The organism is Streptomyces sp. NPDC053076, from assembly GCF_044546845.1.
GTDB lineage: Bacteria > Actinomycetota > Actinomycetes > Streptomycetales > Streptomycetaceae > Streptomyces.
Window position 1 is genome coordinate 507,919 of the sequence record NZ_JBITZL010000001.1, and the last position, 20,688, is coordinate 528,606.

General features: G+C 71.3%; 15 protein-coding genes. 7 read left to right on the plus strand and 8 right to left on the minus strand.

Going from position 1 to position 20,688, the window contains the following annotated elements:
• Positions 1-43 precede the first annotated feature (43 nt).
• Positions 44-190: a cellulose binding domain-containing protein gene (locus ACIGYR_RS02205; RefSeq protein ID WP_399604362.1), complete on the minus strand. Its 147-nt coding sequence runs from the start codon at positions 188-190 to the stop codon at positions 44-46.
• Positions 191-479: 289 nt separating this feature from the next.
• Positions 480-3,395 (minus strand): glycoside hydrolase family 48 protein, encoded by a 2,916-nt coding sequence (locus tag ACIGYR_RS02210; protein ID WP_399604360.1) that lies wholly within the window; start codon positions 3,393-3,395, stop codon positions 480-482.
• 258 nt (positions 3,396-3,653) lie between these two features.
• Here ACIGYR_RS02210 and ACIGYR_RS02215 point away from each other — a divergent pair, with 258 nt between their 5' ends.
• From ACIGYR_RS02215 to ACIGYR_RS02225, 3 genes are all read left to right on the plus strand, one after another.
• Entirely contained in the window at positions 3,654-5,144 is a 1,491-nt protein-coding gene (locus ACIGYR_RS02215; protein ID WP_399604357.1) for a cellulase family glycosylhydrolase, read from the plus strand.
• A 31-nt stretch (positions 5,145-5,175) separates the two neighbouring features.
• On the plus strand, positions 5,176-6,960 hold the full coding sequence (locus tag ACIGYR_RS02220; protein WP_399604355.1) for a glycoside hydrolase family 6 protein: 1,785 nt from the start codon (positions 5,176-5,178) through the stop codon (positions 6,958-6,960).
• Between the two features lie 146 nt (positions 6,961-7,106).
• Positions 7,107-8,015 carry a class I SAM-dependent methyltransferase gene (locus tag ACIGYR_RS02225; RefSeq protein ID WP_399604353.1) on the plus strand — a complete coding sequence of 303 codons (909 nt, stop codon included), beginning with the start codon at positions 7,107-7,109 and terminating at the stop codon, positions 8,013-8,015.
• Positions 8,016-8,134: 119 nt separating this feature from the next.
• Here ACIGYR_RS02225 and ACIGYR_RS02230 read toward each other — a convergent pair whose 3' ends face one another.
• Positions 8,135-8,830: a glycoside hydrolase family 75 protein gene (locus tag ACIGYR_RS02230; protein WP_391841832.1), complete on the minus strand. Its 696-nt coding sequence runs from the start codon at positions 8,828-8,830 to the stop codon at positions 8,135-8,137.
• A gap of 208 nt (positions 8,831-9,038) precedes the next feature.
• Here ACIGYR_RS02230 and ACIGYR_RS02235 point away from each other — a divergent pair, with 208 nt between their 5' ends.
• Positions 9,039-9,650: a hypothetical protein gene (locus tag ACIGYR_RS02235; RefSeq protein WP_399604352.1), complete on the plus strand. Its 612-nt coding sequence runs from the start codon at positions 9,039-9,041 to the stop codon at positions 9,648-9,650.
• Positions 9,651-9,876: 226 nt separating this feature from the next.
• Here the strand turns inward: ACIGYR_RS02235 and ACIGYR_RS02240 are convergent, their stop codons facing one another.
• The 3 genes from ACIGYR_RS02240 to ACIGYR_RS02250 all read right to left on the minus strand — a co-directional run bounded on the left by ACIGYR_RS02240 (position 9,877) and on the right by ACIGYR_RS02250 (position 14,601).
• Positions 9,877-10,713 carry an aldo/keto reductase gene (locus tag ACIGYR_RS02240; protein ID WP_399604348.1) on the minus strand — a complete coding sequence of 279 codons (837 nt, stop codon included), beginning with the start codon at positions 10,711-10,713 and terminating at the stop codon, positions 9,877-9,879.
• Positions 10,714-10,819: 106 nt separating this feature from the next.
• On the minus strand, positions 10,820-12,646 hold the full coding sequence (locus ACIGYR_RS02245; RefSeq protein ID WP_399604346.1) for an AMP-dependent synthetase/ligase: 1,827 nt from the start codon (positions 12,644-12,646) through the stop codon (positions 10,820-10,822).
• A gap of 464 nt (positions 12,647-13,110) precedes the next feature.
• Positions 13,111-14,601 carry an MFS transporter gene (locus ACIGYR_RS02250; RefSeq protein ID WP_399604343.1) on the minus strand — a complete coding sequence of 497 codons (1,491 nt, stop codon included), beginning with the start codon at positions 14,599-14,601 and terminating at the stop codon, positions 13,111-13,113.
• 112 nt (positions 14,602-14,713) lie between these two features.
• Between ACIGYR_RS02250 and ACIGYR_RS02255 the strand changes: the two genes are divergently transcribed.
• Positions 14,714-15,691, plus strand: a complete 978-nt coding sequence (locus ACIGYR_RS02255; protein ID WP_399604340.1) for an Lrp/AsnC family transcriptional regulator — start codon at positions 14,714-14,716, stop codon at positions 15,689-15,691.
• A 147-nt stretch (positions 15,692-15,838) separates the two neighbouring features.
• On the opposite strand, the gene ACIGYR_RS02260 is transcribed toward ACIGYR_RS02255, so the two are convergent.
• Entirely contained in the window at positions 15,839-16,747 is a 909-nt protein-coding gene (locus ACIGYR_RS02260; protein WP_399604337.1) for a LysR substrate-binding domain-containing protein, read from the minus strand.
• Between the two features lie 142 nt (positions 16,748-16,889).
• Between ACIGYR_RS02260 and ACIGYR_RS02265 the strand changes: the two genes are divergently transcribed.
• Positions 16,890-17,957, plus strand: a complete 1,068-nt coding sequence (locus ACIGYR_RS02265; RefSeq protein WP_399604334.1) for a bile acid:sodium symporter family protein — start codon at positions 16,890-16,892, stop codon at positions 17,955-17,957.
• Here the strand turns inward: ACIGYR_RS02265 and ACIGYR_RS02270 are convergent.
• On the minus strand, positions 17,907-19,784 hold the full coding sequence (locus tag ACIGYR_RS02270; protein ID WP_399604332.1) for an exo-alpha-sialidase: 1,878 nt from the start codon (positions 19,782-19,784) through the stop codon (positions 17,907-17,909). The genes ACIGYR_RS02265 and ACIGYR_RS02270 overlap by 51 nt on opposite strands.
• Positions 19,785-20,239: 455 nt before the next feature.
• Between ACIGYR_RS02270 and ACIGYR_RS02275 the strand changes: the two genes are divergently transcribed.
• Positions 20,240-20,677, plus strand: coding sequence for a MarR family winged helix-turn-helix transcriptional regulator (locus ACIGYR_RS02275; RefSeq protein WP_391841849.1), 438 nt, complete (start codon positions 20,240-20,242; stop codon positions 20,675-20,677).
• Positions 20,678-20,688 lie beyond the last annotated feature (11 nt).

Genomic DNA, 20,688 nt, shown 5'->3' on the forward strand with positions numbered 1-20,688 from the left:
ATCACGGGGGTGCGGCTCGGGGACGGCGCCCCCGCCCGCCGGATCAGGCGACCGTGCAGGTCCGGCCGCTCAGCTCGAACGACGTCGGTTCCCTCTTGGCGCCCGACCAGCTCCCCGTGAAGCCGAAGGCCACCGACGAGCCCGCCGCCACCGTGCCGTTCCAGGCCGCGTTCCTCGCCGTGACCGCCACACCCAGGTGTAGGTGTCCGCGGCCAGGGTCGTGTGCGGCGCGGCGGCGGCCGGCGCCGGCGGGGTGCCGGCGAGCAGTCCGGTGGCGAGGGGCCGGCACGGCGGTGGTGCTGCGGGTTCTTCGCATCGCGGTGTCCTCCCGTGGAAGGGGCGGCCCCCAGTGCGGGTGGGGGCCGCCCCGGCTCCGGAGCCATGTCGCGCCCCGGAGGGGAGCGCGGGGAACTGCGCGACCGGCCACGGACGTCCCGCGGTTTCCGTGTCGGCCTGACCCGCGGAGCGTCTCGCGGGGGCTATTCGAGAAGCTCCGCGTACGAACCCATGGCCAGGGCGATGTCCGCCTGGGCCCAGAACCGGTGGTACGTGAAGACGGGCGCGGCACCGCCCTTGAGGTACGCCTCGACCTTCGACCAGTTGGGGTCGCTCTTGTAGAAGGACCTGAGCGAGGCGAAGGTGGACGAGGAGGTGATCGCGTCACCGTTGGGCATGGTGCCGGTCCAGCCGCTCGGCACGTACACGCTGTCACCGAACCGGCTGTAGTCGGTGCGGGTCTCGGGGACGGCGATGCCGAGGCTGTCCTGGTCGTGGCTCCACATGCCGTCCAGCAGCGCCTTCGCCGTGGACTTCGCCGTCGTGTCACCGGACTTGGCGGCGTAGTACGTCAGCGTCTTGGCGTACGCGGCGGCCACGCCGACGTCGTCGGTGTAGTCGGCCACGGTGACGTGCAGCCCGCTGTTGGAGCCGGGGCTCGACGCGTTCCAGGTGTTGGGCTGGCCCGACCACTGGAGGGTGGAGGGGATCCGGTAGGTGCCGTCCGGGTTGATCGTGGTCTTGGACAGCGCCCACTTCACCCACTTGTCGAGGACCGCCTTCGCGGCGGCGTCCCCGGTCTGCTGGTAGTACTCGGCGACCCGCTCCATCGACCACGCCTGGAACCCGAACCACTGGTTGGAGGGCGGGTCGTGGTAGACGGGCGCAGCGTCGTAGTACATGCCGTAGAAGGTGGCGGTGCCCGCCGGCGGGGTGGCGTACCGGCCCTGCCAGCTGTTGGTCGCGCCGCCCGCGATGGCGCCCTCGGACGACTGGAGCCACCGGTAGAACTCCAGCTGCCGCTGGAGCGACTTGCCCCAGTCGGTGGCGCCCGTCGCCGACTTGGGCTTCAGGTCGGCGACCGAGCTGAGCGCGTAGGCGGCGAGGGGGTTCTGGTAGCCGCCGTGGACATGGCTGGAGCCGATCCGCCAGGCCCAGCCGGCACCGGTGTCGTTCGCGCCGCCCCAGGCGTAGTACCAGGACAGCAGGTAGTGCGAGGCGTCCTTGCCGGTGCCGGCCGGGCAGGACGAGGCCCCCACACAGGTGCCGATCTTCTTGAAGTACTTGTCGTACATCGCGTACCGCAGGTAGTCGCCCATCTTCGCGGCCTTGGCGACCGTCGCGGACACGTCACCGCTCTTGCCCTGGGCCTTCGCCCACACGTCGGCCCAGTACGCCGCCTGTACCGCGCGCGAGTCCGCGTCCGGGGCGTCGGTGTACTTCCACTGCCTGGCGTAGGACGAGTCGCCGGTGAACAGGTCCAGATAGCCGTTCCTGCCGCCGTACTTGAAGGCGTCGCAGGTCGGCTGGGGGACCGTCTCCCAGACGGACTCCTGCGCGCCGCGCTGGAAGGTGTTGATGTACGACGGTCCGGTGGCCGTGGGGCCGGCCTCGCACCTGCCGGGCTCGTTGCCGTAGCCGTAGACGTTGTCCACGTCCTGGATCCAGTGCATGCCGTAGACGTCGTCCGTGCCGTAGGCCGACTTCAGCTCACCCGCGATCGGGTCCGAGCCGACCGGCACCGAGGTGTCCAGCTTGGCCGGGTACTCGTTCGGGGTGTCGTACTCGGGCGCGTACGTCGCCGGCTTGGAGGCGTTGTAGAAGGAGTTCGTGGGCTGGTCGGCGTGGGTGGGGATCATGTACTTCTCCATGACGTCCCACGCGCCGTTGAACTTCGACCAGTCGCCGGTGACCTTGCCGTACATCGCCTGGAGCCAGAGCAGGTAGCTGTACGCCTCCGACGTGGTCTCGTGGCCCTGGTCGGGGGCCTCGACGATCAGCGTCTCCACCGCGTGGTACGGGATGCCCTCGGGGGAGAAGTAGCCGTTCGCGGGGTTGGTGATCTTCCCGTACAGGTCCAGGAAGCGGGCGTCGTACGCCTTCGAGGCGGGCAGCTCCGTGACCGTGACCGCCGCCTTGGTGTGGCCGGTGGCCGACGCGGTGAAGGTCGCGCTGCCGGTGCCGGAGGAGTCGGCCGTGATGGTCACGTTCTGCGCGGTGTTCCAGTTCGCCGGGGTGAAGGTCAGCGAGGAACCACCCGTGACGGACAGGCCGGTGTTGCCGTCCGTGCGGGCCGTGCTCACCGTCACGTTCGCGCTCGGCTGGGTCGACAGCTTCACCGAGAACGTGCCCGACCTGCCCTGCTGGACGCCCAGCTGGGACGGCGAGGCGACCACCGCGGGACCGGAGGCGACGGTGATGCCGACGGGGGTGGACGCGGCGGACGCGCCCAGACTGTCGTACGCCTTCGCCACCAGGGAATGACCGCCGGCGGTCAGGCTGGAGACCGACAGCGTGTACGGGGCGCTCGTGTCCGTGCCCAGCAGTGTGGTGTCGTCGTAGAACTCCACCTTGCCGATCGTCGCGTTGTCGGCCGCCGCCGCGGTCGCCGCGAGCGGCACCGCCTGCCCCTGCGTGTAGACCGCGCCCGCGCTCGGGCTGGTCAGCACGGTCACCGGCGGCTGGTGCGCGCCGGCGCAGGTCGTGCCGTTGACGGCGAAGGAGGTGGGGGCGGTGTTGCTGCCGCTGTAGGTGAACTGGGCGCCGGTGGAGACGGCGGCGCCCGCGCCGATGGTGCCGTTGTACGAGGCGTTCTTCACGGTGACCGTCTGGCCGGACTGGGACCAGGTGCCGTTCCAGCCGTTGGTCAGCTTCTGGCTGCCCGGGTAGGCGTACGTCAGCGTCCAGCCGTCGAGGGTGTCCGTGCCGCGGTTGGTGATCGTGAGGTCGGCGGTGAAGCCGGAGCCCCAGTCGTTGGTCTTGTAGTCGACGCTGCACTGCACCGACGCCGCGTGGGCGGCCGGGGTGCCGGTGGCGAGCATCGTCAGGGGCAGGGCGAACGCGGCGGCCACCGCCGTCCACATCCGTCGCAGGGCTGTGCGTCTCCGTCCGGGATCCATGTGCTGGTTCCTCCTTGCGGGCGTCGGCTCGGGGAAGTCAAGGCTTGAACCAGTGGGAGCGCTCCCATAGTGGGGATGGGGCCCCTGGCGGTCAAGACGCTTGAAGACTCGAAATGATTCGACGGGACGCACACAGAAAAGTCGGGCAACTCCCCTGTGCAATGCGGCCGGTTGGCGCTACCTTCCTTCGCACCAGTGGGAGCGGTTCCGTTCAGTCGACGCGTCCGTCACGGCGCGCCAAGCTGCAAGGAGTCGCTCATGCGACACCCCCCGCGTTCAGTACTTTTAGCCGCCGCCGGTGCGGTCGCTCTCGTCGCGAGCGTGGTCGTCCCGGTCGTGTCGGCCCAGGGAGCCACGCCCGCCTGCACGGTGGAGTACGCCGTCACCGGCCAGTGGGCTGACGGCTTCCAGGGCTCGGTGCGGATAACCAACAACCAGGCCGCCCTGACCGGTTGGCGTCTCACCTTCGACTTCGCCGGCGGCCAGAAGGTCACCCAGGGCTGGAACGGCAAGTGGTCCCAGTCCGGCACCACGGTGACCGCGGCCAACGAGAGCTGGAACGGCACGCTCGGCACCGGCGCGAGCGTCAGCGCCGGGTTCCTCGCGTCATGGGCGGGGAGCAACGCCGTGCCGACCACGTTCCGGCTCAACGGCACCACCTGCAACGTCGATTCGGGGCCGACCACCCCACCCACGACCCCGCCCCCACCCACGACCCCGCCGCCCTCCGACGGCACCGCGCCCGCACTGCACGTGGTCGGCAACAAGCTGGTGGACCCGGCCGGCACCCCCCGGCGCCTGCTCGGCGTCAACCGCTCCGGCGGCGAGTTCATGTGCGTGCAGGGCTACGGCATCTGGGACGGCCCGGTCGACGACGCGGCCGTGCAGGCGATCGCCGACTGGAAGGCGAACGCGGTCCGTATCCCGCTCAACGAGGAGTGCTGGCTGGGCCTGTCCCACATCAAGCCCGAGTACGGCGGCGCCGACTACATCGCCGCGGTCAAGGACCTGGTGGCGCGCGTCGAGGCGCACGGCATGACGCCGATCATCGAACTGCACTGGTCCAACGGCGAGTACACCGGGAACTCGGCGGGCTGCTCCGACGTGCACGCCACCTGTCAGAAGCCGATGCCCGACATGCGGTACAGCCCCTCGTTCTGGGCATCGGTGGCGAGCACCTTCAAGGACGACCAGGCGGCCGTGTTCGACCTGTTCAACGAGCCGTACCCGGACCGCGCGACATCCAGCGTCACGGACGCCTGGAAGTGCTGGCGGGACGGTGGCACCTGCCCCGGGATCTCCTACGAGGTCGCCGGGATGCAGGACCTCGTCGACGCCATCCGTGGCGCCGGCGCCAGGAACGTCGTCATGGCCGGCGGCCTGGCGTACGCGAACGACCTCAGCCAGTGGACCGCGTACAGGCCCACCGACCCGGCCGACAATCTCGCCGCCGCCTACCACGTCTACAACTTCAACACCTGCGCGAGCGAGAGCTGCTGGAACTCCACGCTCGCCCCGGTCGCCGAACACGTACCCCTCATCGCCGGGGAGATCGGCGAGAACACCTGCTCGCACGCGTTCACCGACCGGGTCATGAAGTGGTTCGACGACCGGAACCTCTCCTACCTGGGCTGGACCTGGAACACCTGGGACTGCTCCACCGGGCCGTCCCTCATCTCCGCCTATGACGGCACACCCACCGCGTACGGCATCGGGCTGCGCGACCACCTGCACGCCCTCAACCCGTAGATCCCACGGAAACCAGAAGGAACCCGCACTCATGAGTCGTACCAGGACATCACTGCTCACCGCCCTGACGCTGGTCGCCGGAACGACGGGCACGGCCCTGCTCTTGGCACCGGCCGGGGCCGCGAACGCGGCGGTCCCCTGCAGCGTCGACTACAAGATCCAGAACCAGTGGGACACCGGCTTCACCACCGCCGTGACCCTCACCAACAACGGAGCGGCCAAGTCGAGCTGGTCGCTGAAGTGGTCGTACGCCGGCAACCAGAAGGTCACCAGCGGCTGGAACGCCAAGATCAGCCAGAGCGGTACGGCGGTCACCGCGGCCAACGAGAGCTACAACGGCACGCTCGCGTCCGGCGGCACGGTCAGCTTCGGCTTCAACGGTTCCTACAGCGGCACCAACGCCGTCCCCGCCACCTTCACGCTCGACGGCGTGACCTGCAACGTCGACGGCGGCACGGGTGGCGGTACCGGCGGGGACACCGGCGGCGGGACGGGCGGCGGTACCGGCGGCGGGGACACCGGGGGCGGGACGGGCGGCGGTGGCGGTGGCGGCGACACCGGCAGCCGTGCCGACAACCCCTACACCGGCGCCAAGGTCTACGTGAACCCGGAGTGGTCGGCCAAGGCCGCCGCCGAACCGGGTGGCAGCCGCGTCGCCAACCAGCCCACCGCGGTCTGGCTCGACCGGATCGCCGCCATCAACGGCGTCCACGGAGGCATGGGTCTGCGCGCCCACCTGGACGAGGCCCTGAAGCAGAAGGGCTCGGGCGAACTGGTCGTCCAGCTGGTCATCTACGACCTTCCCGGCCGCGACTGTGCCGCCCTCGCCTCCAACGGCGAACTCGGACCGAACGACATCGACAAGTACAAGTCGCAGTACATCGATCCGATCGCGTCCGTGCTGTCCGACGCGAAGTACGCGGGCCTGCGGATCGCCACCGTCATCGAGCCGGACTCGCTGCCCAACCTGGTCACCAACGCCGGCGGCACCAACACCACCACCGACGCCTGCGTGACCATGAAGTCCAACGGCAACTACGAGAAGGGCGTGAGTTACGCCCTCGACAAGCTGGGCGCCATCCCGAACGTCTACAACTACATCGACGCCGGACACCACGGCTGGCTCGGCTGGGACTCCAACCTCGGTCCCTCCGTCCAGGAGTTCTCCAAGGTCGCGACGAGCAACGGCGCGAGCGTGAACGACGTCACCGGGTTCATCGTCAACACCGCCAACTACAGCCCGACCAAGGAGCCTTACTTCAAGGTCACCGACAGCGTGAACGGCCAGACCGTGCGCCAGTCGAAGTGGGTGGACTGGAACCAGTACGTGGACGAGCAGTCCTACGCCCAGGCGCTGCGTGACAAGCTCGTCGCGGCCGGCTTCAACTCCGGCCTGGGCATGCTGATCGACACCTCCCGCAACGGCTGGGGCGGCTCCGCCCGGCCCGCCAAGGCCGGCCCGCTGACGTCGGTGGACGACTATGTCAACGGCAGCCGCGTCGACCGGCGCATCCACGTGGGCAACTGGTGCAACCAGAGCGGCGCCGGCCTCGGCGAGCGGCCGACCGCCGCGCCGGCGGCCGGGATCGACGCCTACGTGTGGGTGAAGCCCCCGGGGGAGTCGGACGGAGCCAGCTCCGCCGTCGACAACGACGAGGGCAAGGGCTTCGACCGGATGTGCGACCCCACCTACGGCGGCAACGCCCGCAACGGCAACAACCCCACGGGGGCGCTGGCGAACTCGCCGCTGGCCGGCCACTGGTTCTCCGCCCAGTTCCAGCAGCTGGTGCAGAACGCCTACCCGCCGCTGCCCTAGTGCGGTGACCCCGTCGGGGCCCGGGCACCGCCCCCCGGGCCCCGGCGGACCGGACCGGCATCACGTGTTGCGGTGACGGCAACGAAAGTGGCCCACGGCCGTGGTGCCGTCGCACGCTGACGGCATCCGGACGAGAGGCTGACACCATGGCGAACGACCACCACGACCAGCACCACACCGGCCATGGCCACGGCCACGGGCGCGGTCACGGCGCGGACATCGACTGGAGCGAGATGGGCTCCGTGCTGGAGGCCCAGGCGGAACTGTTCAGCCCGGTCTACGAGCGGGCCATGGCCTGGCTCGCGCAGAAGGTGACCGAACCGGGGCTGGTCGTGGACGCGGGCAGCGGCCCCGGAGTCGTCTCCTGCCTGTTCGCCGAGGCGTTTCCCGCCGCCCGGATCGTCGCCGTCGACAGCGCCGCGCCACTGCTGGAACGGGCTCGCGCGCGGGCCGTGCGCCAGGGCGTCGGCGACCGCTTCGACACCGTCGCCGGTGAATTGCCCGAGGCACTCGACAAGCTGGACTACCCGGCCGACCTGCTGTGGGCCAGCCGCAGTCTGCACCACCTCGGCGACCAGCGGGCCGCACTGGCCGCGTTCGCCGCACGGCTCGCTCCCGGCGGCACCCTGGCCCTCCTCGAAGGCGGTCTGCCCTCCCGTTTCCTGCCCCGGGACATCGGCATGGGCCGCCCCGGACTGCAGGCGCGGCTGGACGCGCTGGCGGAGGACTGGTTCGCCCGGATGCGGGCCGACCTGCCGAACTCCGTCGCCGCCACCGAGGACTGGCCCGCCCTGCTGACCGCCGCCGGCCTGAGGCACACCCGCACCCGCACCTTCCTGCTCGACCTGCCGGCCCCGGCCGGCGACCGGGCCCGCGCCTACGTCGCCGCGCACCTGTCCCGGGTGCGCGAGGGCCTCGCCGCCACGCTGGACGCCGGCGACCGCGCCACCCTGGACCGCCTGCTCGACCCGTCCGACCCGGCGAGCGTGCACGTACGGCCGGACGTGTTCGTACTGGGCGCGTACACGGTCCACACGGCGGTACGCCCCGTTTAGCGACCGGGCCGGACGGCGCCGAGTTGCAGCGGGCGGGGCGATCCGGCAGCCGGCCGGGGTCGATGTCGACACCGTCGTCATCCGCCCGCTGGGACAACCCAACTGACCTATGCGGTGCGCTAGTTGTCGGCGATGAACTGCTGGGCCAGCTGGTCCCCGAGGGAGACCGCGGCGCTGTGGCTCTCGATGGGGGAGACCTTGGAGTTCTTGAACAGGATGTAGGTCACGCCCGAGTCGACCCCGCCGGTCTCCGGGTCGGGGTCGATGCCGAGTGCCTTGGCGGTGGCGTAGGACGCCTCGCCGATGATCTTCGTGGGGCCGGTGTCGCCGACGACAGCGTACTCGACCTTGTTGTTGTAGATGACGGCGACCACACCGCCGCCCTTGATCCCGGCGCCGGAGTAGTTCCAGATGCTGCTGGTGCTGGGCACGACGACGTACGGCAGGGTCTCCGCCTTCAGCGGCTTGCCGTCGGACTGGTGGAACGCGGTGTCGTCCTGGTACCAGGGGTCGCGGTCCTCGTTGCAGTTGGTGGTGCGCTGGCCGTCGCAGTCGATGTCCATGTCGGCCTTCCAGAACACCGCGCCGTTCTTGCCGCACACGGGGATCGTGGCCGACGTCTCGTCGTCGGTCTTGTACTTGCCGCTGGAGATCTGCGAACAGGACGTCACCTTGGCGAGCAGGGCGGCGGCGCCGACCGAGCCCTCCTGGGCGGACTTCGGGGAGGCGGCGGCCGAGGCGTGGGCGGGCAGGAGTCCGGCGGCGAGCAGGGCGGTGCCGGAGGCCGCGGCGAGGGTCAGTGTGCGCAGGCGCATGTGGGGGAGCACCCTTCTGTTAGGAAAGTTTCCTTACCGGGTGCGTCCACGGTGACCTCATGGGCATGCCCTCGTCAACCCCGGGGTTGCGAACGGCTGAAACGCGCGCGTATTGCGGTGATTTCGATCGCTGGAGAGACTGGTTGGGCCAGATGGGTGACATTCGTCCGGATCTGTCTTTGGTCACCGTCCTCCGGAGGCGAGGCTCATGTTCGTGCGCGCGGTGTATGCGACCGGCGATCCGACCCTGCTGGACACGGCCCTCAGGTCGCTGAACAGCGAGGGGCGGGACCTGCTGGAGGAACGCCCCGGGTACCGCGGAGCGGGCGTGTTCGCGGACCGGGAACTCGGCAAACTCCTCGCGGTGAGCTGGTGGGAGAGCGAGACGGCGCGGCGCAACAGCGACCACGTGATGCGCGAGCGGCGCGGGGAGCTGCTGGAGCCGTTCGCGGGCTCGGTGTCGGTCGCCGACTACGAGGTCGCGGTGTTCCATCAGGTCGGGCACCCGCGCCAGGGCGGCGGACTGCGCGCGACCCGGATGGAGTTCGACCCGCGGGACGCGGATCCGGTCGTCGACACCTTCCGGGCCACGGTGGTGCCGAGGGTCGAGTCGCTCCCGGGACTGGCCGGGACGTTCCTGCTGATCGACCGCGAGCGGGGGGTGGCCGTGGCCGGCGTCCTGTTCGTCGACCGCGCCTCGCTGGCCGCCTCGCGCGCGGCCGTGGCGGCCGTGCGCCACGAGGCGTCGGCGAAGGCGCACGTGGACGTGGTCGGCCTGGAGGAGTTCGAAGTGGTGCACGCGGACGTGCGGTTCGACTGAGGCGTGCGGCGTGCGGGCTTCGGCCGGGCCGTTCCGGGCCTGACCGAGTCGTCCGGTGGACTGCCGGCACCTTGGTCCGCGAGCTGCGGACTGCCGAGACCTTGGTCGGCGAGGTGCGGACTGCCGAGACCTCGGTCCGCGAGATCGGGAACGCACCCGGCCGTGCGCCCGCGTGTCGGCGGGACGCACGGCCGGGTCGGACGGGGGCGGCGCCCCCTGCCCGGTGTCAGACCATGTCGAAGGTGGCGGGGTCGGGGCCCAGGCGCCGGTCCTCGTTGAGCGCGCTGATCGCCGCGAGGTCCTCGTCGTCCAGGTTGAAGTCGAACACCTCGATGTTCTCCTTGATCCGGGACGGAGTCACCGACTTCGGGATCACGATGTTGCCGAGCTGGACGTGCCAGCGCAGCACGACCTGGGCCGGGGTGCGGTCGTGCTTCTGCGCGATCGCGACGAGCGCCGGCACCTCCAGCAGGCCCTTGCCCTGCCCGAGCGGCGACCACCCCTCGGTGGCGATGCCCTGCTCCGCGTGGAACTCCCGCGCCTCGCGCTGTTGCAGATGCGGGTGCAGCTCGATCTGGTTGACCGCCGGGACGACCGAGGTCTGGTCGAGCAGCCGGCGCAGGTGCTCGGGCAGGAAGTTGGAGACGCCGATGGCCCGGACGCGGCCGTCGGCGTACAGCTTCTCGAACGCCTTGTAGGTGTCGGTGTACTTGTCATGCGACGGCAGCGGCCAGTGGATCAGGTACAGGTCGACGTAGTCGAGCCCCAGCTTCTCCAGCGATGCGTCGAAGGCACGCAGCGTGGAGTCGTAGCCCTGGTCGCTGTTCCAAAGCTTGGTGGTGACGAAGATGTCCTCGCGGCGCAGGCCGGAGGCGGCGATGGCCTTGCCCGTGCCCTTTTCGTTGCCGTAGATCGCGGCGGTGTCGATGCTGCGGTATCCGGCATCCAGCGCCGTGACGACGGCCCGCTCGGCCTCGTCGTCCGGCACCTGCCAGACGCCGAAGCCCAGCTGGGGCATCTCGACGCCGTTGTTCAGGATGATCGGGGGGACCTTGCTGCTCACGAGCCTTCGATCCTTCGCTTGTCGACAGGTGGTACTCCCATCGTCAACGATCTCGGGCCGCCCCGCATTCCTGACCGCGGAATCCGTTCCGGCCGGTCGGCGGGCGTCAGGACTGGTAGAGGGCCTCCACCTCGTTCACGTACGCCTTCTCGATCGCCTTCCGCTTCAGTTTCAACGACGGCGTCAGCAGGCCGTGTTCCTCGGTGAACGGCTGGGCCAGGATGCGGAACGTGCGGATCGACTCGGCCTGCGAGACGAGGGTGTTGGCGGCGACCACCGCCCGCCGCACCTCCGTCTCCAGGTCCGGGTCGCTCACCAGACGGGCCGGGGTCATCCTCGGCTTGCCGCGCATCTGCAGCCAGTGCTCGACCGCCTCCTGGTCCAGGGTGACCAGGGCGGCGATGTAGGGACGGTCGTTGCCGACCACGATGCACTGGTTGACCAGTGGGTGCTCGCGGACCCGCTCCTCCAGCACGCCCGGGGAGACGCTCTTGCCGCCGGAGGTCACCAGGATCTCCTTCTTGCGGCCGGTGATGGTCAGATAGCCGTCCTCGTCCAGCGCACCCAGGTCGCCGGTGGCGAGCCAGCCGTCGTGCAGGGTCTCGTCGGTGGCCTTCGGGTTGTTGAGGTAACCCTGGAAGACGTTGCCGCCGTGCAGCCAGACCTCCCCGTCGTCGGCGATGTGCACGGTCATGCCGGGGATGGGCTGGCCCACGGTGCCGTAGCGGGTGCGCTCGGGCGGGTTGGCGGTGGCCGCGGCCGTCGACTCGGTCAGCCCGTAGCCCTCGTAGATCTGCACGCCGGCACCCGCGAAGAACAGTCCCAGCCGGCGGTCCATCGCCGATCCGCCGGACATCGCGTTGCGGATACGGCCGCCCATCGCGGCGCGGACCTTCGCGTACACGAGCTTGTCGAACAGCTGGTGCTGCATGCGCAGCCCCGCCGACGGGCCCGGCCCCGTCCCCCATGCCTTCGCCTCCACCGCCTCCGCGTACTTCACGGCGATGTCGACGGCCTTCTCGAACGGCCCCGCCTTGCCGTCCTTCTCGGCCTTGCGGCGGGCCGCGTTGAACACCTTTTCGAAGATGTAGGGCACCGCGAGGATGAACGTCGGACGGAACGCGGCCAGATCGGGCAGCAGTGCGGCGGCGTGCAGCTGCGGCTGGTGCCCGAAGCGGACCCGGCCGCGGATCGCGGCGACCTCCACCATCCGCCCGAAGACGTGCGCCAGCGGCAGGAACAGCAGGGTGGACGCCTCGTCGTCCTTCTTCGTGTGGAACACCGGCTGCCACCGCTCGATCATCGTGTCCGCCTCGAACATGAAGTTGGCGTGCGAGAGGACACAGCCCTTGGGGCGGCCGGTGGTCCCGGAGGTGTAGATGATCGTGGCGACCGACTCCGGGGTGACCGCCTGCCGGTGCCGGTGCACCACCTCGTCGTCCAGGTGCGCCCCGGCGTCGTACAGTTCCCGCACGCAGCCGGCGTCCAGCTGCCAGAGCTCGCGCAGCCGGGGCAGCCGGTCGATGACGGTGGCGATGGTCATCGCGTGGTCCTCGTGCTCCACGATCGCCGCGGACACCTCGGCGTCGTACAGCATCCAGAAGCACTGCTCGGCCGAGGAAGTGGGGTAGACCGGCACCACCTGGGCGCCGATGGCCCACAGCGCGAAGTCGAACAGGGTCCACTCGTAGCGGGTGCGGGACATGATCGCGACCCGGTCGCCGAAGCGGATGCCACGGGCGAGCAGTCCTTTGGCCAGCGCCAGGATCTCGTCGCGGAACTCGGCGGCGGTGACGTCCCGCCACTGCCCGGAGTCGTCCTTGCGGCCGAGGGCTATGTGCAGCGGGTCGGTCCGGGCATGCTCGAAGACGACGTCTGCCAGACCGCCCACCGGCGGTGGCGACGCCAGCGGAGGGTTGGTGAACTCGCGCAACCTCGCTCCCCGTCTCTCGCGCCTCATCGTCGTTGGCCCATGCACCGCACAGCGCGGTGAAAGCTACCCCACGCCGTCGGCGCACGGGAGGGGTGCGGAAACCGAGCAATCCTCTCGTTCTTCCCCGCCGGTGACCAGGAAATGCCCGCACATGGGGAAGGGCCGGACACAATACTGACGGGTCAGTAACTTACGGTGCCGTAATCTCCACCGAATCTGTACGCGCTCATTACCGCACATCGCGCCCGCGGGGGCGGCCCCGGAACCCTCTCCGTGACCGCCCCGTCCGTCGCGCCGTGGCCCCACTGAGCCTCCGCCCCGTCCGTGGCCGCGGTTGCTCCGCCGAGCCTCCGCCCCGTCCGTCACCGCCGTTGCTTCGTCGTCTCCGCCCCGGCCGTCACCGCCGTTGCTTCGCCGTGTCCGCCGCAGGCCGTTCGCGCGCTCGGTCGCAGGCCGGCGTTGTCTCAGCCGCGGGCCGCCGTCGCCTTCTCCGGTGCCGCGCCGGGGGTCTTCGACGGCGGCGCCGGCCGGCCCGCCCGCACGAGCACCAGCACCAGGACGCCGGCCACCACCCCGGCCAGGCCGGTCACCACCAGCGCGCCGTTCAGGCCCGAGGCGAACGCGGCACGCAGGGTGTGCTCGGGGACGCCGCCGCGCAGCGCCCCGGCACCACCGCCGGCCAGCGTGTGGGCCGCACCGTTCGGGAGCCGCCCGGTCATCCGCGAGGTGAGCACGGTGCCGAAGACGGCCACGGCCAGCGCGTACCCCAGTTGTCGGACCGTGTTGACCGCGCCGCCCGCCATTCCGGACCGTTCCGCCGGCACCGTCGCCAGCGCCGCACCGGCCACCGTCGGCGACACGAACCCGGTGCCGATCCCGACCAGCACGAACCCGGGCAGCAGCGCCGTCCAGTCCGAGCCCGCGTCCAGCACCGCCTGGCACAGGGTGCCCGAGGCGATCAGCAGCAGCCCGCCGCCCACCGTGAGCCAGGCCGGCACCCCGTGCAGCAGCCGGCCGACCAGCACCGCGACCACCATGGAGACCGCCGTCAGCGGCAGCATCGTCAGCCCGCCGCGCACCGGCGACATCCCGAGCAGCGTCTGCATCCAGATCGACAGATAGGCGATCCCGCCGAACGCCACCCCGTTGAAGGCGAACGCGCCCAGCATCACCCCGACGAAGGCCGGCCTCCGCAACAGCGACAGATCCAGCAGCGGATGCGCCACCCGCCGCTCCACCAGCACGAAGGCCACCAGGGCGAGCCCGGCCACGGCGAGCGGGATCAGCGTGGCGGGCGCCGTCCAGCCGTCCTCACCGGCGCGTACGACGGCGTACGTCACACCGCCCGCGAACAGTGCGAAGGCCGCCGTACCCGCCCAGTCGACGCTCATCCCGCGCGGCCCGCGCGACTCCGGGACCTCCCGCAGGGTCAGCCAGATCGCCACGACGCTCACCGGCAGGTTCACATAGAAGATCCACTGCCAGCCCGGGCCCTGCGTGATCAGCCCGCCCAGCACCGGCCCGACCGCCGCGGCCCCGCCGCTGACCGCGCCCCACACGCCGAGCGCGGCGGAGCGCTGCCGTCCCTGGTAGGCGGAGCCGAGCAGCGGCAGCGTCGTCGCGAACATCGCCGCCGCGCCGATGCCCTGCAGCGCCCGCGCCGCCACCAGCAGCTCGGGCCCGGAGGCCAGCCCGCACAGCAGGCTGGCCGCCGCGAACAGCGCCACCCCCACCACGTGCACCCGGCGCCGTCCCAGGATGTCGGCCGCGGCACCGGCCCCGAGCAGCAGCGCGGCCAGCGCCAGCGCGTACCCGTCGACCACCCACTGAAGATCGCCCAGCGACGCGTGCAGCGAATCCGCCATGTCCGGCAGCGCCACCAACACGATGGTCACGTCCAGCAGCAGCATGAATGTGCCCAGGCACACGGCCGTGAGCGTCCCCCACCTACGCATGTCCTCAACTCCCCTGTACGAACGGGCTGCGTATCGCTGCGTACGATGGCCGGGTGCCGGCCGATCGGACGTGACAGAGAGCCGCATGCGACGGCATCCGATGGGGGAAGACATGCTGCGGATGGAATCCGACACCCTCGATCTGCTGGACCTCCAGCTGCTCTCCGCCCTGGAGGTCGACGGCCGGGCCCCCTTCAGCCGGATCGCCGCGGCCCTCGGCGTCTCCGACCAGACCGTCGCCCGCCGCTATCGCCGCCTGTGCGCCGAGGCCGGCCTCCGCGTCGTCGTCCTCCGCGACGCCGTACGCCTCGGCCAGGACCAGTGGATGCTGCGGCTGCGCTGCGCGCCCGACGGGGCCACCGTCATCGCCGAGGCGCTCGCCCGGCGCCCCGACACCTACTGGATCGGGCTGGCCTCCGGCGGCACCGAGATCGCCTGCATCACCCGGCCGCGCAGCCCCGGCGATCACGACGACCTCCTGCTCGGCAAGCTGCCCCGCACCCCGAGCGTCGTCGAGATCCGCGCCCAGCAACTCCTGCACCGCTTCTACGGCGGCCCGAACGGTTGGCTGCCCAAGTTCGGGGCGCTGAGCGACGAGCAGATCACCGCCCTGCGCCCGGTGCTGCCCGAGCCCGGGCCGGCCCGCCTGGAACCCGAGGACACACCGCTGCTCGCCGCCCTCGAACGCGACGGCCGCGCCACCTACCCCGAACTCCGGCGCGCCACCGGCCGCTCCGAGTCCGCGATCAAACGCCGCCTGTCCGCCCTGCTCGCCTCCGGCGCGGTGTACACCGACATCGAGTACGACTGCGAGCCCCTCGGCTATCCCAAGGCGGCCATCCTGTGGATCACCACGTCCCCGGGCGCCCTGGACTCCGTCGGCCGGACCCTCGCCACCCACGACGAGATCGCCTTCGCGTCCGCCACGGCCGGCCCCTCCCACATCGTCGTCACCGCCGTCGTCCGCGACACCGCGGCCCTGTACGCCTACCTGAGCGGCCCCCTGGGCCATCTGGAGGGCGTCCAGCACGTGGAGGCGACGCCCTTCCTGCGCCGGGTGAAGCAGCTGACCTACCGCCCGGCGCGGTGACGGGCCCGCGCCGACGGACGCCGGGACGGCCGCCGCCGTCAGCCGCCGCTCCGGCGCGGTCGCGGGCCCTGTCCAGGGGTGCCGAGTGGGCCGCCGCCGTCAGCCGGCGCGGTCGCGGGCGTTCAGGGGTGGGTGCGACGGGCGCTGTCAGCCGCCGCTCCGGCGCAGCCGCTCGCCGCCCGCCAGGATCGCCGCCGCCAGCGCGTTCGCGGCGGCCTCGGCCGGGCCCCGGTTGCGGCCGTGGATGAGGACGAAGTCGACCTTGCCCAGGTCGGGCAGGCCGGCGTTCCCCCGGGCTCTGGGCTCCGCCCGGCCGGGGGACGCCACCATGGGCAGCCGGAACAGACCCGGCGGGATCAGCCGCCGGGAGTGGGCCATCACCCCGAGGCCCGCGCGGGCCGCGGCGATCAGCCCGCTGAGACTGCCGCTCGTGCACACGATGCGCCACTGCCGGCCCTCCTGCTCCAGAACCTCCAGCGCGCGGGCTCGGGTGATGCCCGGCGGCGGGTACACGATCAGCGGAACGGGCCGCTCCGGGTCCAGCCGCAGCCGCTCGGCGCCGATCCACACCAGGTCGTCGCGCCAGACCAGATCACCGCGTGGATCCTCCGGGCGCCGCTTGGCCAGCACCAGGTCGAGCTTCCCGGCGGCCAGCCGGTCGTGCAGGGTGCCGGACAGCTCCACCGTCAGCTCCAGGTCGACCTCGGGATGGTCGTAGCGGAAGCCCTCCAGGATCTCCGGCAGCCGGGTCAGGACGAAGTCCTCCGAGGCGCCGAACCGCAGCCGGCCACGCACGCGCGTGCCGGTGAAGAACGCCGTCGCCTGCTCGTGCACCTCCAGGATCCGGCGGGCGAACCCGAGCATCGCCTCGCCGTCCTCGGTCAGCTCCACCGAATGGGTGTCCCGGGAGAACAGCTGCCGGCCGGCCGCGTCCTCCAGCCGGCGCACATGCTGACTCACCGTGGACTGCCGCAGCCCCAGCCGCCGGGCGGCCTGCGTGAAGCTCAGCGTCTGGGCGACCGCCAGGAAGGTACGCAGCTGCGTCGGTTCGTACACACGCCCGAGCCTAGCCGGTGATCGCGCAACATGATGGCAGTCAGAGCGGTGTACGGGATTCCCGATCGATGACGGGAGGAGGACGATGGAGGGGGCCCCTGCGGGCCCCGGACCGTACGACGCACACAGCAATCGGAGCACCGTGAAACGCCTGCGCTGGCCGAGTTGGATGCCGATCGACCCGTACATCGTGGTGCTGCTCGGGACGGTGGGTCTCGCCGCGCTCCTGCCCGCCCGGGGCACGTCGGCCGACGTCATGTCGGGCGCCTCCACGGCCGCGATCGCCTTCCTGTTCTTCCTCTACGGCGCCCGGCTGTCCACCCGGGAGGCGCTGGACGGACTGAAGCACTGGCGGCTCCACGTCACCGTCCTCATCTGCACCTTCGTCGTCTTCCCGGTGTTCGGGCTGGCCGCGCGGGGGCTGGTGCCGGTCCTGCTGAGCCAGCCGCTGTACCAGGGCCTGCTGTTCCTGACGCTGGTGCCGTCCACGATCCAGTCGTCCATCGCGTTCACCTCGATCGCCCGCGGCAACGTGCCCGCGGCGATCTGCGCCGGGTCCTTCTCCTCCCTCATCGGCATCGTCGTCACCCCGCTGCTCGCGGCGGGGCTGCTCGGGGGCGACGGGGGCGGGTTCTCCACCGACTCGCTGGTGAAGATCGTGCTTCAGCTGCTGGTGCCGTTCCTCGCCGGTCAGGTGCTGCGGCGCTGGATCGGCGCATTCGTCACCCGGCACAAGAAGGTGCTCGGCCTGGTCGACCGCGGCTCCATCCTGCTGGTCGTCTACACCGCCTTCAGCGAGGGCATGAACCAGGGCATCTGGCACCAGGTGAGCCCCGTACGCCTGGCCGCCCTGCTGGGCGTCGAGGCCGTCCTGCTGGCTGTGATGCTGGCCCTGACCTGGTACGGCGCGAAGGCGCTCGGCTTCGGCCGGGAGGACCGGATCGCCATCCAGTTCGCCGGGTCGAAGAAGTCCCTCGCCTCCGGACTGCCGATGGCGAGCGTCCTCTTCGCCGGCCACGCCTCCCTGGCCGTCCTGCCGCTGATGCTCTTCCACCAGATGCAGCTGATGGTGTGCGCGGTCATCGCCAAGCGCCGGGCCCGCGATCCGGAGGCGACCACGGACGCGCCCGAGGGGACGGGGGACGCGGCGACCGGGGGGTCAGCCGCGCACCCGGTTCAAGGGCAGCCACAGCACCGTGTCCTGCGGTGAGCGCAGCACGTCCGGGTCCGTCAGCTCCTCGTCGGTGAGCGCCCGGTCCCACACCCGCACCTCGTCCAGCGCGCCGGTCAGGAAGGCGCGGCTGTCCATGCGCTGACCGACATGGACGCCGAAGGGCGCGTTACGGCTGACCGAGCCCGGCACGTCCGCCACGGAGGACTCCGTACCGTCCACGGACAGCGACAGCCGCCCTCCGCCCCGGCGCAGTACGGCATGGTGCCACCGGCCGTCGTTGTACGCGGCGCCCGTGCGCACGGACACGGTCCGCGGCGCACCGGCTCCGTCCCGCGCGGTGATCAGCGCCTGGACGCGGTTGCTCGCCGGTTCCCCGCGCAGCCACACCTGCGGCTGGCTGGTGCCGATCCCGCCCATCCACAGGAACGGCTGCTCCCCGGCCGTCGCCGTGTACCGGAACCAGAGCGACTCCGTGAAGTCCTTCGCGCCGAGGGGAAGCCCGGCCCGGTACGGCAGCCGGACGGCGTCGCCGGTGCCGTCGAACTCCAGCGCGTCCCCGGACACGCCGTCGGTCGCCTCCGGGGCACCGAGCACCGCCGCCGGGCGGCCGTGCCGGGCGAGGTCGGGGGTGACCGGGTCGGGGCCGCGGCGCGGGGCGAGCCAGTCCTCGGTGAAGCGGGCGAAGCGGATCTCGTCGCGGGCGTCCACCGCGCCGCCCTCGTACAGCAGGCCGATCGCGGAGGAGCCGATGCGCACCAGATCGGAGTAGCCGGACCAGTCCGTGGTGACGACGGTGCCGCGGTCCACGCTGTCCCACGTCCGGCCGCCGTCGTAGGAGGAGCGGATCATCATCGTGCGGCGCCGGTCCGGGTCGCCGGGGCAGGCGAGCAGGATGCGGTCGCCCAGACGCAGCATCGAGCCCTGCACCTGCGGGGTGTACAGGTCCGGCAGGCCGCGGAAGGGCGCGGTGAAGCTGGTGCCGCCGTCCCGGCTGACGGCCTGGGTACGGTGCCCGAGGTCGGTGCCGTCCTGCTCCCGGCCACTGACCAGGACCGAACCGTCGTCCCGCTCGGCGAGGGTGAGCTCGGAGGGCTTCTGCCGGAAGGTGCCGTCGGAGGCGATGGGCCAGGTGTCCGTGGCGCCGATCCGCCAGTGGCCGCCGTGGTCGTCGCTGACGATCAGGGCAGCGTGGTTGGCGGAGATCCGGCTGCCGTCCCAGGTCTCGGTGTTGACGCCGAAGACCAGGCGCCCCGCGTACCGGCCGTGGGTGAGCTGGATGCCGTGCACGGGCCCGGTGGCGTACCAGGAGTTCCAGTCGGCGGGCAGGATCTCGGGGCTCAGATCGCGCGGCCGGGACCAGGTGAGGCCGTCGTCGTCGCTGTACTGCAGATGCGGGGTCCGGTCACAGGGGACCGAACAACCGGCGCCGTCCGTACGGCCCGTGTTGTACGTCTCCGCGAGCCAGACGCGGCCCGTGGAGCGGTCGACGATCGGTGCCGGGTTGCCGTGGGTGTCACCGGCGCCCTCGTTGACCACGTGGAGCGGTCCCCAGGTGCGTCCGCCGTCGGTGGAACGTTTGACCACGATGTCGATGTCGGCCGCGTCCCCGCAGTTGAGCACGCGTCCCTCGGCGAACGCCAGCAGGGTGCCGTCGGTCGTCCGGACGACCGACGGGATGCGGAAGCACGCGTACCCGGGGTCCTGGGCGGCCTTGAACAGCACCTGCTGTTCGAACTGCGGTGATCCGGAGGCTGGTTGGGCGTGCGCCGGATGGGCGGGTACGAACGGTACGAGCAGGGCGGCCGCGGTGACGGCGGTGGCCGCGAGAACGGATCTGAGACGGGCGCGAAGACATGACGGCACGGTGCGACCTGCCCTTCGTCGGCCGGACATCTGGTCATCCGGACATCCCACGTCCAACGTGCGTCTCACCGAAGGTAGTTGGGGGGCGGGCGGCTCACAAGAAGCGTGCACTCACGGGCGCGGGACGACTTTGCCGAGGGTGGCCGGGACCATGATCACCTCATGTACCGCCGCCGCGTCCTGAAGGGCGGACTCCGCGTGCGTCACGGGCCTTCAGGGCGCCCTCGACGAACAGTCGCCACAGCTCCTGCCGCCACAGCTCCTGCCGTCACAGCCTCACCGCCGCCACGGCTTCTGCCGTCACAGCCTCACCGCCGCCACGGCTTCTGCCGCCACTGCTCGGACAGCTCCGCCCGGCCTCGCCGGCGTGGGAGGCACCCATGAAATCATTGGGGGTACCAACGATGGAGGCGGTTCGTGGGGAAGTCCAACGATTCTTCGGATAGTCTGCCGTCATGGCCGAAGCACCCCTGCCCGCTATCCGTTCCCTGCCCAGCTGGCTCCTCGGCCGGGCCGCCGCGCGGGGCCGCGCCCTGGTCGCCGAGGCCCTCGCGGTCGAAGGGCTGAAGATGTGGCACCACGTCGTCCTCTCCGCCGTCCGCGACCTCGCCCCCGTCGCGCAGGCCGACCTCGGCCGCGGCGTGGGTCTCGACCCCAAGGACGTGGTCGGCGTCCTGAACGACCTGCAGTCCGCCGGCCTGGTCGACCGCGCCCCCGACCCCCGCGACCGGCGCAAGAACGCCGTCTCCCTCACCGACGACGGCGCCCGTCTCCTCCTGCGCTGCGAAGAGGCGGCCCGCGAGGCCAACGACAGGCTGCTCGGCCCGCTGTCGGCCGCCGAACGCGATCAGTTCATGAGCCTGTTGATCCGGATTTCCGGCACGGACGGCTGACGGCGGCTAAC

Excerpts from the sequence above, each read along its gene's own strand:
- ACIGYR_RS02210 (WP_399604360.1), bottom strand. The coding sequence starts at position 3,395 with ATGGATCCCGGACGGAGACGCACAGCCCTGCGACGGATGTGGACGGCG.
- ACIGYR_RS02275 (WP_391841849.1), top strand. The coding sequence starts at position 20,240 with ATGGCCGAAGCACCCCTGCCCGCTATCCGTTCCCTGCCCAGCTGGCTC.
- ACIGYR_RS02215 (WP_399604357.1), top strand. The coding sequence starts at position 3,654 with ATGCGACACCCCCCGCGTTCAGTACTTTTAGCCGCCGCCGGTGCGGTC.
- ACIGYR_RS02255 (WP_399604340.1), top strand. The coding sequence starts at position 14,714 with ATGCTGCGGATGGAATCCGACACCCTCGATCTGCTGGACCTCCAGCTG.
- ACIGYR_RS02220 (WP_399604355.1), top strand. The coding sequence starts at position 5,176 with ATGAGTCGTACCAGGACATCACTGCTCACCGCCCTGACGCTGGTCGCC.
- ACIGYR_RS02225 (WP_399604353.1), top strand. The coding sequence starts at position 7,107 with ATGGCGAACGACCACCACGACCAGCACCACACCGGCCATGGCCACGGC.
- ACIGYR_RS02235 (WP_399604352.1), top strand. The coding sequence starts at position 9,039 with ATGTTCGTGCGCGCGGTGTATGCGACCGGCGATCCGACCCTGCTGGAC.
- ACIGYR_RS02230 (WP_391841832.1), bottom strand. The coding sequence starts at position 8,830 with ATGCGCCTGCGCACACTGACCCTCGCCGCGGCCTCCGGCACCGCCCTG.
- ACIGYR_RS02250 (WP_399604343.1), bottom strand. The coding sequence starts at position 14,601 with ATGCGTAGGTGGGGGACGCTCACGGCCGTGTGCCTGGGCACATTCATG.